The sequence below is a fragment of the Carboxydothermus ferrireducens DSM 11255 genome (assembly GCF_000427565.1).
GTDB lineage: Bacteria > Bacillota > Z-2901 > Carboxydothermales > Carboxydothermaceae > Carboxydothermus > Carboxydothermus hydrogenoformans.
Window position 1 is genome coordinate 17308 of record NZ_ATYG01000023.1, and the last position, 16880, is coordinate 34187.

Annotated in this window: 17 protein-coding genes; 4 read left to right on the forward strand and 13 right to left on the reverse strand. The window is 43.5% G+C overall.

The features are described from left to right. Positions 1–45: 45 nt before the first annotated feature. The 13 genes from CARFE_RS0109285 to CARFE_RS0109350 all read right to left on the reverse strand — a co-directional run bounded on the left by CARFE_RS0109285 (position 46) and on the right by CARFE_RS0109350 (position 12832). Complete coding sequence (locus tag CARFE_RS0109285; RefSeq protein WP_028052569.1) at positions 46–741, reverse strand: formate dehydrogenase subunit gamma; 696 nt, start codon at positions 739–741, stop codon at positions 46–48. Next, complete coding sequence (locus CARFE_RS0109290) at positions 734–1516, reverse strand: 4Fe-4S dicluster domain-containing protein (RefSeq protein ID WP_028052570.1); 783 nt, start codon at positions 1514–1516, stop codon at positions 734–736. Before CARFE_RS0109290 ends, CARFE_RS0109285 begins: the two co-directional genes overlap by 8 nt. Beyond that, positions 1516–4524, reverse strand: coding sequence for a formate dehydrogenase-N subunit alpha (fdnG, locus tag CARFE_RS0109295; protein WP_084138894.1), 3009 nt, complete (start codon positions 4522–4524; stop codon positions 1516–1518). Before fdnG ends, CARFE_RS0109290 begins: the two co-directional genes overlap by 1 nt. Before the next feature lie 367 nt (positions 4525–4891). Then, positions 4892–5713 carry a HesA/MoeB/ThiF family protein gene (locus CARFE_RS14875; protein WP_051250262.1) on the reverse strand — a complete coding sequence of 274 codons (822 nt, stop codon included), beginning with the start codon at positions 5711–5713 and terminating at the stop codon, positions 4892–4894. Then, positions 5714–5938: a MoaD/ThiS family protein gene (locus CARFE_RS0109310; protein ID WP_028052573.1), complete on the reverse strand. Its 225-nt coding sequence runs from the start codon at positions 5936–5938 to the stop codon at positions 5714–5716. A gap of 16 nt (positions 5939–5954) precedes the next feature. Continuing rightward, on the reverse strand, positions 5955–7052 hold the full coding sequence (locus CARFE_RS0109315) for a tungsten cofactor oxidoreductase radical SAM maturase (protein ID WP_051250263.1): 1098 nt from the start codon (positions 7050–7052) through the stop codon (positions 5955–5957). Positions 7053–7119: 67 nt separating this feature from the next. Next, positions 7120–8913 (reverse strand): aldehyde ferredoxin oxidoreductase family protein, encoded by a 1794-nt coding sequence (locus tag CARFE_RS0109320; protein WP_028052575.1) that lies wholly within the window; start codon positions 8911–8913, stop codon positions 7120–7122. 296 nt (positions 8914–9209) lie between these two features. After that, entirely contained in the window at positions 9210–9347 is a 138-nt protein-coding gene (locus tag CARFE_RS16855) for a helix-turn-helix domain-containing protein (RefSeq protein ID WP_084138896.1), read from the reverse strand. Further along, entirely contained in the window at positions 9344–9655 is a 312-nt protein-coding gene (locus CARFE_RS16745) for a sigma 54-interacting transcriptional regulator (protein ID WP_028052576.1), read from the reverse strand. The genes CARFE_RS16855 and CARFE_RS16745 overlap by 4 nt, the downstream gene beginning before the upstream one ends. Positions 9656–9658: 3 nt before the next feature. Further along, the gene (locus tag CARFE_RS15660) at positions 9659–10441 is read right to left on the reverse strand and encodes a sigma-54-dependent Fis family transcriptional regulator (RefSeq protein ID WP_456064303.1); all 783 of its coding nucleotides are present in this window, start codon (positions 10439–10441) and stop codon (positions 9659–9661) included. A gap of 302 nt (positions 10442–10743) precedes the next feature. Next, positions 10744–11721 carry a class II fructose-bisphosphatase gene (gene glpX, locus CARFE_RS0109340; protein ID WP_028052578.1) on the reverse strand — a complete coding sequence of 326 codons (978 nt, stop codon included), beginning with the start codon at positions 11719–11721 and terminating at the stop codon, positions 10744–10746. 121 nt (positions 11722–11842) lie between these two features. Continuing rightward, a complete protein-coding gene (locus tag CARFE_RS0109345; RefSeq protein ID WP_028052579.1) occupies positions 11843–12022 on the reverse strand; it encodes a 4Fe-4S dicluster domain-containing protein in 180 nt (59 codons plus the stop codon). A gap of 141 nt (positions 12023–12163) precedes the next feature. Beyond that, positions 12164–12832 (reverse strand): manganese catalase family protein, encoded by a 669-nt coding sequence (locus tag CARFE_RS0109350; protein WP_011343716.1) that lies wholly within the window; start codon positions 12830–12832, stop codon positions 12164–12166. 236 nt (positions 12833–13068) lie between these two features. Here CARFE_RS0109350 and CARFE_RS0109355 point away from each other — a divergent pair, with 236 nt between their 5' ends. The 4 genes from CARFE_RS0109355 (at position 13069) to CARFE_RS0109370 (ending at position 16876) form a co-directional block, all read left to right on the forward strand. Continuing rightward, on the forward strand, positions 13069–13932 hold the full coding sequence (locus CARFE_RS0109355) for a phosphate ABC transporter substrate-binding protein (protein ID WP_011343715.1): 864 nt from the start codon (positions 13069–13071) through the stop codon (positions 13930–13932). Positions 13933–13964: 32 nt separating this feature from the next. Next, on the forward strand, positions 13965–14834 hold the full coding sequence (gene pstC / locus CARFE_RS0109360) for a phosphate ABC transporter permease subunit PstC (RefSeq protein WP_028052580.1): 870 nt from the start codon (positions 13965–13967) through the stop codon (positions 14832–14834). Then, the gene (pstA, locus tag CARFE_RS0109365) at positions 14831–15688 is read left to right on the forward strand and encodes a phosphate ABC transporter permease PstA (RefSeq protein ID WP_028052581.1); all 858 of its coding nucleotides are present in this window, start codon (positions 14831–14833) and stop codon (positions 15686–15688) included. The genes pstC and pstA overlap by 4 nt, the downstream gene beginning before the upstream one ends. A 171-nt stretch (positions 15689–15859) precedes the next feature. Beyond that, positions 15860–16876, forward strand: coding sequence for an asparaginase (locus tag CARFE_RS0109370; protein ID WP_028052582.1), 1017 nt, complete (start codon positions 15860–15862; stop codon positions 16874–16876). Positions 16877–16880: the final 4 nt, after the last annotated feature.

Sequence of the window (16880 nt, forward strand, 5' to 3'; positions counted from 1 at the left end):
ATTTTCTAAAAAGATAAAACCGGGGGCAGTAAATGCCCCCGCTTATCATTTTTCAAGAGAAAGCGCTTTGGTTTTGGTTTTTTCTTTTCCCCTAACCGGTTTTTCCTGTTTTACCTCATTATACCACAAAGGATGGTGATTTTTGGCATATTCTTCATCCACGTAACCGGTAAGCATCCCTTTAAGAGCCGGTCTGGTAACCGGATGGAAGAGGGACAGGTAGACATGGCCAATAACATAAGCCAGGGTAAAGATAAACGCTATATCATGGCCGATTAAGGCGATCATCCCCACTTCGGGCGAAAAGCTTTCAAAACGCCATAGTACTATACCACTGACGATAAATAAAAGCCATCCCAAACTTTGTAAAACAATGTTTAATTTTTCCCCCTGATTGTATTTACCCTGGGGTTCATAATGGGCATGACCCCCAAAGAACTCTTTGATAAACTCGCCAAAAAACTTTAGATCCGATGCTTTCCAGGAGTAGGCATATTTTAAAGTTTCCCAAATTTCTTTGGGATTTAAAAGGAAAGAAATAATCGGCGAAAGGATCAGCCCCACCGCTGCTACCCGGTGAACAATTCTGGCCCCCTGAGCTCCGCCAAAAAGGGGTCTTAACCAATCAAGAAAATCAAAGTATAAAAAAGCTCCGGTAATAGCTAAAAGAAAATAAAAGGTAATATACGACCAGTGAAAAAAACGCATTGTTTTATTAAACCGGAAAACTTTATTACTCACCGTGTCCCTCCTCCCGTTGTTTTTTTACCGAATTAGCAACCGCCGCTATAACGGTAGCCCCAAGCGCTATCCCTGGTACAATTTTCCCTAAAGGTCTCACCACGTCATGCCAGAGGGAAAAGGTAGTTTTTAATTTTGCCTCGGCCGGAAGACCGTAGAACTCCGGCTCGTTAAGTAAAAGATAAAATACCCCGGTTCCTCCCAAAGCATTTTTATCGGAAGGATAAAGATTAGCCTTGGGATACTCTTTTTTAACTTCCGCCAGCCGCTTTTGGGCTGCCTCCCACAGCTCATCCCGGTTGCCGTATTTAATAGCTCCCGGAGAACAAGTCTGGGCACAAGCCGGAATTTCTCCGTTTTCTAACCGGTCAAAACACAAGGTGCATTTATGCATTTTTTTGTTTTGAGTGTCAATCCGCGGGATATTAAAGGGGCACGCCCTCTGGCAGTAATCACAGCCTATACACCGGTCGTAATCCCGCACTACCGCCCCTTCTTTGGTATGATAGATTGCATCTTCCGGACAAGCTTTTTCACAGGCCGCATCACGGCAGTGAAAACACTGCTGTTTAAAAAAGTCAAAACGAATCCGCCCGTTTTCTTCACGTTCATAAAATTTAATCAATGTATAAGTTTTAGGGGTGGTATCGGGCATACTCTGTAAACTTCCGGTAAAAGTCGTTTTTTCCCCGGGTAATTCGTTCCAGCTTTTGCAGGCAGTCATGCAGCCCCGGCAGCCAACACAAAGGGAAGTATCAATAAACATGCCGTTCATTATTTAGCCCTCCTTACGTTGACCAGGAACCCCTTGTATTCGGGAATCATGGTATTGGCATCCCCCAGATAAGGAGTGAGTTTATTGGCAATTTCTCCGGTAACTAAACCTTCAAAACCAAAGTGCCAGGGCAAACCTACCTGATGCCGCTTAACCCCATTTACCATTAAAGGTTTCATCCGTTTGGTAACATAAGCTTTTACCTTGATAGAGCCCCGTTTATTTTCAACGATTACTTCGTCCCCGGATTTTACACCCAGTTCCCGGGCCAGTTCTTCCCCAATTTCCACAAACATTTCCGGAACTAATTCTGCCTGCCAGGGCAGGTTTCTGGTCATCGCCCCGGCCTGCCAGTGCTCGGATACCCTATAAGTAATCGCAATGTATGGATAATTTTGAGCATCACTTTGTTCTTCCGGCCGCCAAATTTTAATTACCGGGTTATTTTGAACCGACGAAAGCAAGTTTTGCACCGGGCTTTCCCAGGGTTCGTAGTGTTCCGGGAACGGTCCGTCTTTTAATTTGCCCTGAGGAACAAAGAGCCAGCCTTTACCATCGGTTTGCATAATAAAGGGATTGACAAAAGCCGGATCATCGGGACCTATTGTCGCTTTAAAATCGGGAACATCATAACCAACCCATTTTTTCTGGTTTTCATCCCACCAGATAACCGCCTTATCCGGATGCCACGGCTTGCCCGATGGATCCGCCGAAGCCCGGTTGTATAAAATCCGCCGGTTTAAAGGCCAGGCATAAGCCCATTTTGGATAAAGCCCAAGACCGCTGGGGTCGTCCTGTTCTCTTCTTTGGGCCAGGTTCCCCGTTTCCGGATAAAAACCAGAATAAATCCAGTTTCCGCAAAGGGTACTGCCATCATCGGCAAGCTTTAAAAAGTTTTCCACCTGTTTTCCGGTGGTAAGATCTATACCATTTATCTCCCGGGCCACACGGTCGATATCACACTCGTTAGTGTTACCGTAATTCCAGTAAAGATTTTTAATAGGCTCATCTTCCGGTCTTTGACTACTGGCATAAAGTTTCTTTAATTCCAAAGCCAGCATGTGAATAATATCAAGGTCAGCCTTTGCCTCTCCAAGAGGTTCGACCGCTTTCCAGCGCCACTGAATCCACCGTCCGGAAGAAGCAATGCTCCCCTGCTTTTCAAAGGAAGCAGCGGCAGGTAAAACAAATACTTCGGTTTGCACTTCTTCCGGTTTACTTCCCGCATCCTCGGTCCAGAAGCGCATAGTTTCGGTCATAAAAAGGTCTACCGCTACCATCCATTTAAGATTTTTTAAAGCTTCCCTTTCCCGGTTGGAATTCGGCCCGCCCACAATGGGGTTTTGGCCAAATAAAAGCATCCCCTCTAATTCGCCTTTAGCTAAGTTTTCAAATAAGCCGATATAAGTGTAGTTTTTCTTCGGATGTCTTTTGGGTAACCACTGATAACCAAATTCGTTATCTTTGGTAGCTTTATCATAATACATTGCTTTTAAATAGCTTATAAAAAACTTCGGCTTATTGCTCCAAAAGCCGGTTTTCGGAGTTTCACTCTCCAAGTAAGCTTTTAAGTCCTTATGTTCTGGCTGAGCAATAGGACTATTAATATAACCTGTAATATTATTACTTAACAAGCCAAAGTCAGTAGAACCTTGAACGTTAGATTCCCCTCTAAGCGCATTCACTCCGCCTCCAGGAACACCCACGTTGCCCAATAAAAGCTGTAAGATGGCATAGCTTCTAACTATTTGGGAACCGCAACTGTGCTGAGTTCCTCCCATAGCATACATAATCGTACCGGACTTACCCTTCTGCGACGTTTCGGCAAAGGTTTTGATGACTTCCAGGTAAATTTCTCTGGGTGTCCCGGTAATTTCGCATACTTTGTCGATAGTGTAGCGGGAAAAATGTTGCTTTAAAAGTTGAAATACCGTCCGCGGATGTTTTAAGGTAGGGTCTTTTTCAATTTCCCCCTTTTCATTTTTCTTATACTCCCAGGTGGAAAAATCATACTTACGCTCCTTGGGGTCGTACCCGCTAAATAAGCCATCGGTAAATTTATAATCATCGTGAACTATAAACGAAGCGTTGGTATAATTTGCAACATAATCGTGGTCGTACAGCTCATTTTCTAAGATATAGTTAATCATGCCGCCAATAAAGGCAATATCGGTCCCCGCTCGCAAAGGAGCATAAATATCTGCCTTCGAAGAAGTTCTGGTAAATCTGGGGTCAACACTTATGATTTTAGCTCCCCGTTTTACCTTGGCTTCCATTAACCACTTGGCTGAAACCGGGTGGTTTTCAAAGGGGTTAGCGCCAATAATTAAGGCACAGTCGGTATTTTTTAAATCTATCCAGTGATTGGTCATAGCTCCACGACCAAAGGTTGGTGCCAGACCGGCAACCGTAGAACTGTGTCAGAGACGGGCCTGATGTTCAATATATACTACCCCAAGTCCGCGCATCAATTTTTGTAAAAGATAGGTTTCTTCGTTATCCAGAGCTGCACCGCCCAAACAAGCAATATGGTCGGTACGCATGACGGTTATTCCGTCTTCCTCTTTTATAAAAGTCCGATCCCTCGTATCTTTAATTCGTTTTGCAATTTCCGAAATTGCCCATTCCCAGGTAACCTCTTTAAACTCTTTGCTCCCCGGAGCCCGATAAAGAGGCTTGGTAAGTCTTTTGGGATTGGGTTTACCGGGCGCAATGTTCCTAATCTGGTATATTGAAGCTCCTTTACTGCAAGCACCGCCGCGGTTTACTGGATGGTCCGGATCCCCGGCCACATAAAGTAATTCTCCCGTTTTGGTATCGGTATAGGCAAGCATACCGCAGCCGGCACTGCAAAAAGGACATAAGGTTGGAGTTTTTTTGGCAGTTTTGATCCGGTACTTTTGGGCCTGCGCATAAGCTTTACTATTATCTAAGCCAAGCTCGGCAGTCATTAATACAGCAGTGGAAAGGGCTGATAGTTTTAAGAATTCTCTTCGGGTAATGGCCAAGTCCAATTCCCTCCTTTATAATGGGCATAATTGCTCTGAACTATTTTTTGCAAAATTCTTGCCAGTGTAAATATTATAGAATATTATAATATTTTTTTACAATATTGTCTATTTTCTAGACAGTATAATAAATTATTATAATCACAAATCGCTTAAATCCGACAAATATCAACAATTTCAGACAACAAAAAAGGAGTGTCTATTTTTTAGACACTCCCAATTATTAAAACCAGCAAAAATCGTTGAAACGCCTCATATCTCCTGCTTAAATCAACTTGTTAACCTGTAAACATCTGTTTACATACTGGTTTTTCAGGAAAAAAAGAAAAAGGTAAATTAAGCAGTCATTGTGATTGGTAATACAATTTTAAAGGCTTATTTTCTCAAACTCCATATTTTTTAAATCAAAAAAGTAAAATACGTTTTCCTTTTCCAACGTTCCCAGAAGCAAATTAATCCCCAAAGCTACCATTAAACTCGCCGCCACCGCCGGAGTAAAAGGAGGGTTCCCCAGGGTTTGTTCTATACCTTTTTTCCGTTCCCGGTAAATCTTGGTTAAAAGGTTGCTTCCGGGCCAAACAATCCCGACCTGGCCGTACCAGCCTCCTATCGCTCCGTGCACCAGGGGCAATCCAAGGTTATTTGTTTTTTCTTCGAGGTAAAAACGACTTTCTATATTATCCAAACAATCAAAGACAAGCTCTACTCCCTGCCAGGCAGTTTCCGGAAGATTTTCGACCTTGCTTACAAAACCGCTTACCACCACCGTTTGATTGATCTCCGCCGCCCTTTTTTTAGCTTTATTGGCTTTTTTCTGCCCAAGATTTTTTTCTGTAGCCAAAAGCTGGCGGTTTAAATTGGTTTCCTCAAAGGCATCGCCATCAACCCCCACTATTTCTCCCACGCCTGCTCGACACAGTTCCTCCAAAACATAGCCACCAAGTCCGCCCAAGCCCACAACCATTACTTTGGAAGCTAAAAGTTTTTTCTGCCCAGCTAAAGTAAAACTTCCGATATTACGGGCATACTTCCGGGGCACAACCCCGTTTTCCAGGGCAAAATATTCAATCGCGCGTAAAGCAATACCGGTTTCCCGGGAAATTCTCTCGGTCGTTTCCAGGGATAATTCCTTAATACCTTCCCGGCGAAAAATATTACCCAGGAGATTTTTTTCTCCTCTACTTAACACTTAACCACCTCCCACCGGTGGGAACAGGGAAATATTGTCACCGTCATTTAATACGCGGTCAGGCTCGGCATCCAAACCATTAACTAAAAGGATGGCTATTTCTTCCGGTTTAATCCCTAAACGGTTTAAAACATCGATTACTTTTGTTCCTTCGGGAAGGTCCCAAACTTCTTTTTTAAAGCGCCCTTCCCTGAAAGTTGCAAAAAGCCGGATCTCAATTTTCATTCGCTTCACCTCCTCTTTACGGGCAAAAAATTAATCCCCTGGCCCAAAGGCAATCGGCACAGGACGGTTTATTACCCCAGCAGTCTTCTTCAATATTCCAGACCATATCGCAGCCGTCAACCCATTCGCAGTCAGGACAGGAAGGGTAGTGGTTCATATGTTCCAAAAAGCGAAATTTAACAAAAGCCTCTTTCGTCCAGATCTCCGCCAGGCTCTCTTTATTAACATTCCCAAAACTTACCGCCCGAATTTCCTTTTCCCGGCCAAAAACGTATTCCCGGGAATCGTGTAAAAACCGGTAGCAAGGAGATACTTCACCGTCAAACCGCACCACTACTTTTTTTCCTTCCACAAACCGGCAGGAACGGTGGGTATTAAGACCCATCTCCGGTAAGAGGACTTTTACCCCGGAATACATGGAAGCCCGGGCTACCAAAGTTCGCCACTCTAAAAGCTTCTCATCGGGATACTTCCGGTAAAAAATGTCTTCTATTTTTTCTTTTACTACCGGCATAAGCTGGCTAACATACAAAACTTTAATATTATACTCTAAAAGCCTGGGAATAAGTTTAAAAATCTCCTGGGAGTTTCTCTTATTTACCACCATCTCCGCTAATATTTCCGGCTGGCTGCTTTTATTTTGCTGCTTTATTAAATTAAGTTGCTTTAAATTACTCCATAAGTTACCTATATCTGCCCCCCGGTTTTCCGCAAAAGTTTCCGGCAAAAACCCATCAATGGAAACAATGATTTCGTCAACCCCTAAGTTTACAAAATCTTGAGCCATCTCTTTAGACAAGAGGAAACCATTGGTAGTTATACTTATTTTAAGCCCCATCTTTTTTATTTCGGCAATTATTTCCTTGATTTCCGGATGAAGTAGCGGTTCGCCAATACCCCCTAAAACAATCCGCGAAAGTAAAGGTAAAGCTTTTGCTTCTTCCAAAACTTTCTCCCAGGTTTTCCTTTCCATCAGTCCACCTTTGTAACTCCAGCTATTGCGATAGCAATGGCGGCAGTTTAAATTACACAAACTTGATAATTCAAGATATATTTCCTGGATATCCGGCTGGGGTTCGAGAACTATTTGGTAGTCCTTAAATTGTAAAATCATATTTTTTTGTTCTCTCCTTTATTAAGAAAGCAGGGACTCCGTTTGGGAAGTCCCTGCTTTTAGTTGTTTATAAACCTAAAGCTTGCAACTTTTCGGCGGTTGGTACCCCTTTTTCGTCCCAACCCCGCACCTTGTAATACTCCGGTAAAAGTTCTGCCAGGCGGTGTTTGTGCCCTTTGGACGGTCCATCGGGTACAGGTTCTTCTAAAAGCCGCTTGGGTAAGGTATCCTGCGAAGCATCGATTCCCGCTTTTAAGTTAAAGACCCGCTCTAAATTCCAGATTCGCTCGCCGGCAGTTAAAATATCTTCCGTAGTGTAATTTTCCCCAACGATATAGTTAAAGAGTTCCCGGTAGTCATCGGCATTTAAGGCAAAGGAGGTGAAGAGGCAAAGACCAAGGGAGTCAATAACCGCCGTTAAGTCCTGGAAGAGCTTGGCCCAGTTGGCTTTTCCTTCTAAGGCAAAGCGGTCAATTTTTTCCGGAGAGCCGAGAATTTCCGGAGAAATCAGGTAACCCCGGACGTGACAGCCTCCCCGGTTGGAAGTAGCATACTGCAGACCATGGCCCTGAACACCACGGGGGTCATAAGCCGGTAATTCCTGTTTCTTCACCGACATCGAAAGTTCCGGAACACCGTAAGATTCGGCTAACCGATACGACCCAAGGGCCAGTTTGGCTCCAAAACCTTCGCCCGCCCCCATCTTCCTGGTCCATTCAATGACAGCTTCGGCAGAACCAAACTTTAACTCCGGACCGTCTAATTCTTCTTTCTTAATATAGCCTTTTTCGTAAAGCTCCATAGCGCAGGCAATGGTAGCTCCTGCGGAAATCGTATCTAAGCCGTATTCGTTGCACAGGTTATTGGCTTTAATTATGGCAGCTAAATCGTCAACGCCGCAATCGGCACCAAAGGCCCAGATAGTTTCGTACTCCGGCCCGCCACCTTCTTCATCGTCAACTTTGCAGTAACGGCCGCACGCAATCGGACAACGGTAGCAGGGGTCTTTTTTCACTAAATATTTTTCGGATAAAGTTTCCCCGGAAATCTCATCGGCAGTTGGGAAGTAAGATTTTTGGAAGTTGTTGGTGGGTAAAATACCGTTTTCATTGATAATATTTACCAGAACCGCGGTCCCATAATTGGGCAAGCCCTGACCGGTAACCCCATCTTCCCGAATTTTCTTTAAGAGTCTGGATAAGAGTTCCTTGGTTTTTTCCGGCTCCGCCGGTTCAATTTTTCCGGACCCTCTTACCACAATCGCTTTTAAGTTTTTGCTGCCCATTACCGCTCCTACACCGGAACGACCTGCTGCCCGGTATTTTTCGTTCATAACGGCAGCTATGGGCGAAAGCCTTTCCCCGGCAGGACCAATGGTCAAGACCCGGGCTTTGGGATCTCCCACTTCTTTTTGTAAAAGCTCGGTGGTTTCAGATACTAATTTCCCCCAGTAATTCTGCGCATCCCGGATTTCAACGGTGTCATCATTAATATATATGTAGCTTGGTTTTGCCGCTTTTCCTTCTACAATGATTAAATCATAGCCGGCAAATTTTAATTCAGCCCCCCAGAAGCCTCCGGAGTTGGAACTGGCAATAGTACCGGTAAGCGGAGATTTAGTTACCACCATGTAGCGTCCGGAGGTCGGCGCCGATGATCCGGTCAATGGACCGGTAGCAAAAATAATTTTGTTTTCCGGAGATAGCGGATCCACAGCAGGGTCGATTTCTTTGGATAAAATATAACTTCCCAAACCCCGACCACCTAAAAACTTCTTGGCCACCTCCATATCCAGCGGTTCCTTTTTAATTTCACCGGTGGAGAGGTTAACCCTCAATACTTTCCCGCAATAGCCGGCCATAAAAACCCTCCTTGTAAAATAAAATACTTTCTACTCTAACTATAATTGACCATAAAGTTAAGTTCAAGATTTTTTTAAAAAAAAGATTTTTTTAAAAAATTATTACTAATTTGAGAAGTTTCTCCCGAGACTCTCATTCCTCCTCTCCAAAATTTTTGTGGTTGTGTTAGCAACTTAGTATAATTGCAAAATCTATGCCAATTTTCAGATATTTATAAAGTATAAAAATTTACAGCTTTCCGAAAATACAAAATAAAATGTTCCATTCTAAAACATTTTGTCCCAACAAACTGTTTCTATTTGAGCAGGTTATATTTTTTCAGCTTGCGGTACAGTGTGGTCCGCCCCATTCCCAACAACCGAGCAGCCGGAGCAATTTTCCCATTTGTTTGTTTTAACGCTTCCAATATCGCAAGCTTGGTCTTTTGCTTCACGTACCACCATTAGCAAGTTCAAACTTCCCGGGCTGTCCACCTTTTTTAGCACCTGCAAAAGCTCCTTCAACATAACCGAAAAGTTCGTTTTCAATTAAATTAGGCAGCAAAGCAGCACAATTTATGGCAATAAACGGCCCATTCTTCCTGTCGCTAAGCTGATGAATATAGCGGGCAATTACCTCTTTTCCGGTACCGCTCTCTTCCTGTAACAGCACCGACAAATTAACTGCAGCTGCTTTTGCTACTATTTCTAACGCCTGTTTCGATTTGGTACTGTTGCCGACCCATCTATATTGTTCATTCACATTTTACCCAGCCCGGTTCAGTGCATAAACGGTATCAAACCTCTTGTCACCAATTTTCTCCCCAAGCCCAGCATTAATTTGGAACTTTTCTTCCTTTGGGTTAAGCGAAAAGCTTTTAGCACCACCAAAAACATCACTTATCAAATTACCTATAACTTCCTCTCGCCGTTTGCCCAAAATCTGGGCGCCCTTTTGGTTTATCTCGGTAATTATCCCTTGGTTATCAATAACAATAACCCCTTCTTGCAGCATCTTACCTGCCAGTTGAAGCCCTTGCTGGCTAATAACAACCTTTTTCTGCAATTCTTGCAATAAGAGATTTTGCTCAATTATTTTGGCCCCCATGAGGGCAATTTCTAAAAGGCGGTTGTCACTCCTTCCGCTTTCACCGGATATGTCCAACACCCCTACAATCTTTCCTTCAGAATTGTACACCGGTGCAGCCCAGCAATTTAAAAAATGGTTTTCCTGGACATAATGTTCGCAGCCCAAAACTTTAACAGCCGTACCTTCAGAAATAGAAGTACCAATGGCGTTGGTTCCTTTAATATCTTCCCGCCAGTTAGCCCCGGACGATAAGTACACTTTCTGAGCTTTATTCAGAAACGGGGGATCGCCTATTGCTTTTAAAATATATCCCTCAGAATCGCAAAGTATAACCATATAGTTTTGGCCCTGCAGTAAGCGGTAGACATGGGACAATACCTGTTCTGCTGCTTTCAGTAATTCTTCCTGCTTTTGCCAGCGTTCTCGTAAAAGCGGTGCTGAAAGTATATCGTTATTAATAACTCTTTGTTAATCAACTACTTTTTCTCTACACCTCTTCCAGGAACGCAAGATTAGCGGATCTACGCTGCTTACAGGGTCTTCCCCTGAAATAAAACGCCGCCATTGCTCATTCATTCATCCATACTCCCCCGCTTGTAATATTTTTTACTCTCCTTTACAAAAAGCAGGGACTTCGCTTAAAAAGCCCCTGCTTTTATTTGCTCGGCGTAAACCTTATAAAGCTTATTCAAGAAAGCTGCTTTTAAAAATTTAAAATTTTATTTTTTATTATTTAAACATTCAAATTTATTTTTTATTATTTAAACATTCAAACCTATTAAATTATATATTGGCTTCTTATCGAAACGGTGCAAGGCTTCAATAAACCTAACGGTACCGGTTTTCCCCCGAACAACTAACGTATGAGTGGCCGCTCCATTGGCCGTAAACCGCACGCCTTTTAAAAGGTTACTGTTGGTGATTCCGGTAGCCGCAAAAATGACATCATCGCTCTTTACCAAATCATCTAACGTTAAAATTTGCCGGGGATCAGCAAGACCCATTTTCCGGCACCGTTCCATCTGCTCATCATCTTCTGGCACAAGCCTCCCCATCAGCTCTCCGCCCAGACATTTTAAAGCAGCGGCAGCTAAAACTCCCTCCGGGGCTCCACCAATACCAATCATCAGATCAACCCCGGAATCCTCAAAAGCACAGGCTATAGCCGGTGAAACATCTCCATCGGAGATTAGCATTATTCTGGCTCCCGCCTCCCGCACTTCTTTAATTATTTTTTCGTGGCGGGGGCGATCCAAAATCACCACCGTTAAATCGGCTACCGATTTTTTCAGACTTTCGGCAACTATCCTCAGGTTATCTTTAACGGGAGCATCAAGGTGGATTTTACCCGCTGCTGCCGGACCAACGGCAATTTTTTCCATATACATATCGGGAGCGTTTAAAAGACACCCTTTGGGAGCAGCAGCCACCACCGCAATGGCGCCATTTAAACCTTTGGCAACAAGATTGGTCCCTTCCAGAGGGTCAACGGCAATATCTAAAGCTGGGCCATAACCGGTACCTAATTTTTCCCCGATGTAAAGCATCGGCGCTTCATCCATTTCCCCTTCGCCGATAACCACTTCACCGCGAATATCTATGGTATCAAAAACCGCCCGCATTGCTTCAGTAGCGGCCTGGTCAGCCTTATGCTTATCCCCTCGGCCCATCCAGCGGGCAGAAGCTACCGCCGCCGCTTCCGTTACCCGGGCAAATTCCAAGGATAGCTTTCTCTCCATCTCTATTAAAATCCTCCTTTAAAAATTATGTAACTTTTTTAGGCATCACACATTAATTATTGTATCATATTTACCGCTTTTAGTAAAAAAACCGGGATTTTCTCCCGGTAAAATGTTTAGCTTAATTGCTTTTTACGGCAGGACAAATTTTCAGGCACTCGCCACAATCAAAACAAAACTCTTGGTCGTAAAACACTTGATTTAAATCAGGTTCGTAATACAAAGCTCCAGTGGGACAATGGGGAGCTGCCATACAGCCTTTTTCGCTGCCACAGCTGCAACCATTAAATTTAACACTCATTTTTTCTCCTCCCCCTGCTTTTTTTCTAATTATAAAACACAAGAAATTGTTTGTAAAGTCTAAATTTTCATATTATTTTGTTTAATATTTCATTTTTATAAAATTACTCCCCCCTATTACAGGGAGAGTAGTTTCATTGAATTATTGAGGGCTTTCAAATTTCGGCGGATTTGCCGCATTTAGTGAAAAGTATTTTCCGGGTGTCGATAAATCAAAGTATAATTTTGAATCCTGGGTGACGCCCCAGTCTTTTAAAGAGCCGGTTTCCTGTAATTTATTAAAGGCTTCCCGAAAAAGGGTATTATGGGCTTCCTCGCGATTCAGGAGAAAATCAATCGTTTCCCGCACCTTTTTATCGTTTATCTGTCGATACAGGTACTCATACACTACCTTTGCCCGCTGTTCAGCGGCAATATTTGAAAGAATATCAGCAGCAAGGTCGCCAGTTACATCAACATACGCCGCTGTCCAAAGCTCACCCGAAGCGTTAGTTAGTACAGGATTTAACCCTGATAAAACGTGGGCTTCAATCGTGCCAACGGTAGCATTACTGGCATTTAACTCATGACCATTTAAAAGATTAATGGTAGCTGCCACCATTTCCATGTGACTTAACTCCTCAGCAGCGATGTCTAAGAACAGATCTTTCAGGGCCGGATCTTTGATCCTGAAGCTTTGAGAAAGGTATTGCATGGCCGCTTTTAGTTCCCCGTGAGGACCCCCTAATTGTTCTTGAAGCATGGCCGCATAATTGGGGTTTGGTCTTTCAACTCCCACTTCATGTAATAAAGCTTTTTCGTGTTTAAACATTTTTTCTTCCCCTTTCCCAATTTAATTTTTATACCAAGCTTATATTATGTAATGGGTTAAAAATTATGTATCATTAAAGAAAAAGCTCTAAATCTATGGCTTCAGGAAATTACTCTGGACCGCTAAACATACCTTTAACCTTTTTTTAACTTTTGTTAACTTTCCTGCTCGAAAAAAAATAACATTTACCGGTTATATTAAAGACAAGAAAATTTTAAAACCAGGGAGGAAAAAAGATGAAAAAGTATGGAATTGTAGCGATTATCAGCATCCTGGTGGTAGCTTTGCTTTTTGCTGGAGGTTGTGCTAAAAAAAATGAGCAAGCTACCCCGCAAAACGGGCAAACTACCAAGGAAGGTAAGATCACCCTTGCCGGTTCTACCGCCCTTTTGCCTTTAGCCAAACAAGCAGCTACCTTGTACATGGAGAAAAATCCCAAAGTTACCGTGAATGTTTCTGGAGGAGGCTCTTTTACAGGACTCAGACAGGTAATTGCAGGTGCGGTAGATATCGGCAATAGCGATGTCGATGCCGAAAAAGACCCTGAAACTGCGGGTAAAGGTTTAGTTGACCATCAAGTTGCGGTTGCTCCTTTCGTGATCATCGTCAATCCTGATGTTAAGGTGGATAACCTTTCTAAAGAACAGTTAGCAGACATCTTTACCGGTAAAATTACCAACTGGAAAGAAGTTGGCGGCAATGACGCCAAAATCACCATTATTCACCGGGCAAAATCTTCCGGTTCGCGCAAAGTAATCACCGACCTCGTCTTAGATGGCAAAGAATTTACCGATAAAGCAATAATTCAGGACTCCAACGGAGCGGTGCGGAAAGCAATTTCTCAAACCCCCGGTTCAATTGGCTATATTGATGCAGCATATATCGATAATTCCGTAAAAGTGTTAAAATATAATGGAGTAGAGTACACTCCCGAAAACGTTTATAACAAAAAGTATACCTTATACGCCTATGAACACATGTATACGAAAGGTGAGCCTACCGGTGTGGTAAAAGATTTCCTGGACTTTGTTTTAAGCGATGAATTTCAAAATAACTACGTGGAAAAATTGGGCTTCTTATCGATAAGTAAAATGAAATAAACCGTATTAACATAGAAAGGCGGTTTATAGTAGTGCTTAGAAAAAAGCAAGAGCTTTTAATTCAATATATCTTTTTTCTAACTGCTATGGTAGTTTGTTTTACCATAGCAGCTATTGTTGTTTTTGTAGGTAAACAGGGGTTAAAAACTTTTTTAGCCGTCAGTCCTTTGGAGTTTTTCGGCAGTACAAAATGGGCTCCCGACCAAAACCAGTTTGGAGCTCTTACGTTTATCAGCAGTTCCTTTTTCGTAACCCTCTTAGCTCTTCTGCTGGGTGGGCCTTTAGGTATAGCCGGTGCTATGTTTTCGGCGAAAATAGTTCCTTCCTGGCTGACGGGATATTTGCGCACAGTAGTAGATTTACTGGCAGGTATTCCTTCAGTAGTCTACGGTTGGGTTGGCCTTACAATTATTGTTCCAGCAATTCGCCAAATCTCACCCAACCAAAACGGCTTTGGGTTGCTGGCAGCCGGAATTATTTTAGCTATAATGATTTTACCCACGGTTTTATCCCTTGCCGAAGATGCTCTGCGGTCGGTCCCCCGGTCGTTAGAAGAAGCTTCTTATGCCCTGGGGGCAACCCGCTGGCAGACCATCTGGCATGTTCTCCTGCCGGCAGCAGCGCCGGGAATTATCACCGGATTAGTTTTAGGAATGGCAAGGGCTATCGGGGAAACAATGGCCGTGCAAATGGTTATTGGCAATACACCTCTTTTCCCCCGTTCCCTGTTTCAACCTACTGCCACCCTGACTTCGGAAATTGTGATGGAAATGGGAAATACGGCCTTTAATTCCACAGGGAATAATGCTCTCTTTTTAATGGCCTTTGTGTTGCTACTTATTGCGTTAGGTTTAATTTTATTAGTGCGAAAATTTACCGCATCCAAGGAGGAAGGCCATTGAAAAAAAATAAATTTATCGATAAGCTGGCTACTACTTTATTAACATTGGCGGGCCTCACCATTCTTGGTATTCTTATAGCCTTTATTTTTTACATTTTAAAACGCGGATTGCCGGTTTTAACTCCTTCCTTTATTCTCGGCCCTCCCTCCGAGATGGAAGCAGGGGGAGGTGTGGGGCCTGAACTATTTAACACCTTTTATATTTTAGTGCTTTCTCTTGCTTTTTCTTTGCCCGTAGGCCTGGGAGCAGGCATCTGGCTGGCCGAATATGCTAAGCCTGGAAGGATAGTTAATATTATCCGAACCAGTACTGAAATGTTAGCGACCGTCCCTTCCATCGTCTTTGGACTTTTTGGCATGATCATTTTTGTGAATTTCCTGGGACTTGGATTTACAATTATCGGTGGCGCTTTAACTTTATCCCTTTTAAATTTACCGGTACTAATAAGGGTTACCGAAGAAGCTGTACGCGCAGTTCCCAAATCATACCGCATGGCAAGCCTGGCCCTGGGCGCAACAAAAAGTCAAACCCTTTTCCGGGTCGTGCTCCCTGCAGCCTTACCCCGCATCATTACCGGGGTAACTCTGGTAGCCGGAAGGGCCATTGGCGAGTCAGCTATTTTGATTTTTACTGCGGGTACCACCGTTTCCCGCTTCATGTTCGACTTAAACCCCTTTGCTTCCGGTGAAACTCTGGCCGTCCACCTCTGGTATGTTAATTCCGAAGGACTAATTCCCGATGCCACCCGTATTGCCGATGGCAGCGCCGCTTTGCTCTTAATTTTGGTACTGATTTTTAACCTTTTGCTGGTAATTCCAACAAAACGGTATGAAAAAAAGGTAAAGTTAAATTAGGAAAGAGGCCGTAGGCAAAAGCTTACGGCCTCTTTCGTTCCCGGCATAAGTATTTCCTTCATAGCGGTAAATTCCCCCAACTTTTCTACCAGGGTATCTTTTTCCGGTAAAACGCCAGACAAGAGAGCGGCAAAATGTTATAATGGTAGCAGGTAAAAACGAGGTGATGTTATGGCTTGGGCAACAGATTACACTCTTTTGGCAGAAGTTACCCGGGGTGATATCGTCGAAAGTGTCCACTTTGGTTCCATTGCCGTAGTCGATTACACCGGCAAGATTGTAGCCTCTGCCGGAAACCCGGAGCTCGTTACTTTCTTAAGGTCTTCCGCCAAACCTATTCAGGTTTTACCTCTTCTGGTAAAAGATTTACCCTATGATTTTAGCGCCAAAGAAATTGCTGTAATGTGCGCTTCCCACAGCGGAACCGTAGAGCATACCCAAACGGTAGCAGGAATTTTACAAAAAATCGGGCTTGACGAGGGTTATCTAAGCTGCGGCACCCATGAACCTTTTGACCGGCAAACCGCCTTATGGCTTAAACAGGAGGGATTAGAGCCATCACCCCTCTATAACAACTGTTCGGGAAAACATGCTGGTATGTTAGCTTTGGCCAAAGTTTCCGGCTACCCTTTAACGGGATACGAAAAAATAGACCATCCGGTCCAGCAGGAAATTTTAAAGTTTATTGCTGACTTTACCGAAGTTTCTCCAGAAAATATAAAGATCGGCATTGACGGCTGCGGGGTGCCGGTTTTTGCCGTACCCCTGAAAAATGGAGCTTTAGCCTTTGCGAAACTCTCACGGCCCGACCTGTTTTCCGGGAAATTAAAAGAAGCGGTAAAAACAGTAGTACACAGCATGAATGCCTATCCGGTAATGGTCGCAGGAACCGGCCGTTTTGATACCGATTTAATGGGAAGTTTTCCCGGTAGGTTTGTCTCAAAGATAGGGGCAGAAGCGGTGCAAATTGTAGGTATTCTTAACAAAGGCATTGCCGTAGCGGTAAAAGTGGCCGATGGTAACGCCCGGGCCCTGGGGGCTATTACTTTAGAAGCCCTGCGCCAGCTTGGATTTATCGGTGACGAGGAACTTAAAAAATTAGCTACCCACTACCGTCCGGTTATTAAAAATCACAAAAAAGAAATGGTCGGAGAAATAAAAGCAAATTTTACCTTAACAATCCATTAAAAGC

What these genes read in the sequence shown, in the direction of transcription:
- CARFE_RS0109290 (WP_028052570.1), bottom strand. Translation starts at nt 1,516, where the DNA reads ATGAACGGCATGTTTATTGATACTTCCCTTTGTGTTGGCTGCCGGGGC.
- CARFE_RS0109310 (WP_028052573.1), bottom strand. Translation starts at nt 5,938, where the DNA reads ATGAAAATTGAGATCCGGCTTTTTGCAACTTTCAGGGAAGGGCGCTTT.
- CARFE_RS0109315 (WP_051250263.1), bottom strand. Translation starts at nt 7,052, where the DNA reads ATGATTTTACAATTTAAGGACTACCAAATAGTTCTCGAACCCCAGCCG.
- CARFE_RS0109320 (WP_028052575.1), bottom strand. Translation starts at nt 8,913, where the DNA reads ATGGCCGGCTATTGCGGGAAAGTATTGAGGGTTAACCTCTCCACCGGT.
- glpX (WP_028052578.1), bottom strand. Translation starts at nt 11,721, where the DNA reads ATGGAGAGAAAGCTATCCTTGGAATTTGCCCGGGTAACGGAAGCGGCG.
- CARFE_RS0109345 (WP_028052579.1), bottom strand. Translation starts at nt 12,022, where the DNA reads ATGAGTGTTAAATTTAATGGTTGCAGCTGTGGCAGCGAAAAAGGCTGT.
- CARFE_RS0109350 (WP_011343716.1), bottom strand. Translation starts at nt 12,832, where the DNA reads ATGTTTAAACACGAAAAAGCTTTATTACATGAAGTGGGAGTTGAAAGA.
- CARFE_RS0109355 (WP_011343715.1), top strand. Translation starts at nt 13,069, where the DNA reads ATGAAAAAGTATGGAATTGTAGCGATTATCAGCATCCTGGTGGTAGCT.
- CARFE_RS0109370 (WP_028052582.1), top strand. Translation starts at nt 15,860, where the DNA reads ATGGCTTGGGCAACAGATTACACTCTTTTGGCAGAAGTTACCCGGGGT.